The organism is Actinomycetota bacterium (assembly GCA_018830725.1).
GTDB lineage: Bacteria > Actinomycetota > Humimicrobiia > JAHJRV01 > JAHJRV01 > JAHJRV01.
The window spans coordinates 1-2710 of sequence record JAHJRV010000085.1; the positions used below are offsets into that span (position 1 = coordinate 1).

5 protein-coding genes are annotated in these 2710 nt (G+C 28.0%); all 5 read left to right on the forward strand.

Annotated elements, in window-relative coordinates; translation table 11 throughout:
- Positions 1-578, forward strand: a 578-nt coding sequence (locus KKC53_03920) for a hypothetical protein (protein ID MBU2598313.1), incomplete at its 5' end; no start/stop codon positions are given.
- Positions 575-1255: a hypothetical protein gene (locus KKC53_03925; GenBank protein ID MBU2598314.1), complete on the forward strand. Its 681-nt coding sequence runs from the start codon at positions 575-577 to the stop codon at positions 1253-1255. The genes KKC53_03920 and KKC53_03925, both read left to right, overlap by 4 nt.
- Before the next feature lie 5 nt (positions 1256-1260).
- Positions 1261-1887 carry a hypothetical protein gene (locus tag KKC53_03930; GenBank protein ID MBU2598315.1) on the forward strand — a complete coding sequence of 209 codons (627 nt, stop codon included), beginning with the start codon at positions 1261-1263 and terminating at the stop codon, positions 1885-1887.
- A 27-nt stretch (positions 1888-1914) separates the two neighbouring features.
- The gene (locus tag KKC53_03935; protein MBU2598316.1) at positions 1915-2064 is read left to right on the forward strand and encodes a hypothetical protein; all 150 of its coding nucleotides are present in this window, start codon (positions 1915-1917) and stop codon (positions 2062-2064) included.
- The coding region (locus KKC53_03940; GenBank protein MBU2598317.1) for a hypothetical protein at positions 2064-2710 on the forward strand (647 nt) is incomplete at its 3' end. The genes KKC53_03935 and KKC53_03940, both read left to right, overlap by 1 nt.

Here is a 2710-nt window from a genome sequence, read left to right on the forward strand (position 1 = left end):
GAACTATATTTGAAAGGTTAGATAATCAGTGGATGAGCGTTACCTATCAATTAGTGCTTTTAATAGCAATTTTTATGGTAGCTTTAAAAATCCCTGATATTCTAGATAGAGTAGGTGGTGTTGACTTAGGAGCTTTTGCCGCTTGGGGGGTTGCAACAGGTTACTTAGTGAATTCAGTGAGATGGGCAAAGAGTAAAAAAGATAATTCAGGTGGAGGCGGTAGGTTTGGAGATAGGAATTCTGGAGGTGATAATAGAGGTAGTGGGCCCACTAGCGGTGGTAGCAGTGGTGTCATACATGAAATAAATAGTAGGGAATATAGAGGATCATTAAAAAATGCACCTCAAAATTTATATAACAAATGGTTTAAAAACTATAGTTACAATGAGGGTTACGCACCACCTTTATTTAATAAAAGAGCAAAATCTTACAATATTTCAAATCAAGATCCTTTAAAAATGGCTGAATACGATAAGAATTATCCCGAAATAAGTGGAAAGCTTAAAATAGCTCATGCTAATTATAAAAAGGATAGGATTATGGAAGAATTTGAGGATAAATTAAGTGAAGAAGAATGAGTGTATATAAAAACAAATTTCTAGGTAAAACTGAATATTCAATAACTTCTCAAATAACACTTAGACTAGGTGTAATTTTTTTAATATCAGCAGTTTTTTTGTGGATAACGCTAACATTAAAGTTAGGCTATGAAATAACTATTGTATTAATAGGTTTAGAAGTAGTAATTGCAGTAATTTTTTGGCAATTAAAATTAATGGGTAGGACTACTGAAGTTCTATTATATGATTTTTTTAATTTTTTAAGGGGTAAAAATATATATTATTGGAAGAAAGATATAAATAAGTTTATTTATAATGTTTTGATAAGTGAAGAACCTATAACTAAAAAGGTTAAAGAAAGAAAAGAGTTAGTAAATAAGGAAGAAATTAAAAAAATTGATAGTTGGGAGTATGCTTCCGATGTTCAGGAAATTTTAGAAAATATAATATCTGATGAGAAAGTAGCAAAAGAAAATTTTTCTTATTTAACAAGTTTGGACAAAAGTAAGAATAAAAAGTTACTTAGGTTTAATACTTTAGGAAGAGAAATTACTATTACTAATATTATTTTAATTTTTATATTTATCTCTGCATCTGTTCTTTCAATTTTATATTATAAAAATTACTACAATATAAGATCCTATATTGATTTATATTTAATAAAAAATTACATATTAAAAATTCTTAATAGGTAATTTAAATGAGAGAAGAACAAAATATTAAAGAGTTAGTGGGAATCAAAGGAATAAGAGACAACATTGTTATTACAAATGATCAAAGATACGTCACCTTACTTGAGGTTGACGGTATAAATTTTTCTCTTAAAAACGAGGAGGAACAAGACCTGGTTTTAAATTATTTTGAGAAGTTATTGATTATTGGCGACGAGTTTAAATTTCAGATAGTTAGGAAGAACATTGAAGTTAACATGGAATCAGAGATAGAAAAATTAGATAGGCGAATAAGTGACAAAAATATTAATAACGAAAATAAAGCTTTAATGAGGGATTACAGAAATTTTTTGCTTGCAATGTCTCTTAACGCTTTTGTGAAGAAGAACTATCTAGTAATTTCCTATGATAAATATGCTCAATTAGATAACTCTTTTTTAAAAAAATTATTTAAGAAAAATAAAAAGATTAAATTTACAAGAAATAAGGAAAGGCGGTTCAAAGAGGCAAGCTACATGCTATCTAAGGCTTGCAACAGGTTAGTATCTGAATATTTAAATGTTGGCTGTAGAGTCAAAAGGCTTGATTATAATGAAATTGTTAATTTTTATAAAAGTCATTTTAGATCTGATCACTCAAATAGACTAATTATTTAAAAGTGAATTTTAATTAAAGGAGGAAAAATGATTAAAAAGCCTAGTGATAAAAGAAAAAAGAAATTTAAGGAAGAAAAGGGATTTTGGGACATAACTGCTGATTTCTTGATGGCTTTAGGACTTATTAGTCTTATTAGAAGAGAAGAGGAAAAACAAAAAAGATATAGAGGATATTAATGTTTAAAAATATAAAAGAAAAAAGAAGATTAAATAAACTTCGCAGGGAAGCTAAAAAAAGGTTTAAAGAAAATGCAAAAATAATTGCTCAAAACACTGTGAGCATAGTTGATGATATAGTTCCTAGTGCTGTAGTCTTTGACATGAAAAATTATAAAGTTGATGGACTATTTCACTCTGTTATTGTAATAACTGATTTTCCCGAGTATATAGCTACTGGCTTTTTAAACAACTTATACAAAACTCATGTTGATTGTGAAGTCAGCATACATTTTAAACCTATGCCTATTTCAAGGGCATTAAGAAAAATAGAAAGGGAATTAAATTTAATAGAAACACAGATATTTCAGAGAAGGAAAGAAGGAGTAAGAGAAGATGTAACACTCCTTGAAAGAAAACAAGATTTAGAATCTCAACAGATTGCACTTCAGCACGAATCCACTATGATGATTACTATTTATATTAATTTAAGATCAGATGATATAGATAAATTAAAAAAGGATATTGAGACAATTCAAACAATATTAAGAAAGGGTAGAATTAAATTTAGATCAGCTTCTCTACTCACAAAGCAGGCTTATCAAAGTATTTCTCCATTAAATCAAAATACACTAGAAAATAGATATTCATCTATTTTAGGATCTCC

Bases quoted from the DNA above. Each gene is read 5' to 3' on its own strand.
- KKC53_03925 (MBU2598314.1), top strand. From the start codon at position 575: ATGAGTGTATATAAAAACAAATTTCTAGGTAAAACTGAATATTCAATA.
- KKC53_03930 (MBU2598315.1), top strand. From the start codon at position 1,261: ATGAGAGAAGAACAAAATATTAAAGAGTTAGTGGGAATCAAAGGAATA.
- KKC53_03935 (MBU2598316.1), top strand. From the start codon at position 1,915: ATGATTAAAAAGCCTAGTGATAAAAGAAAAAAGAAATTTAAGGAAGAA.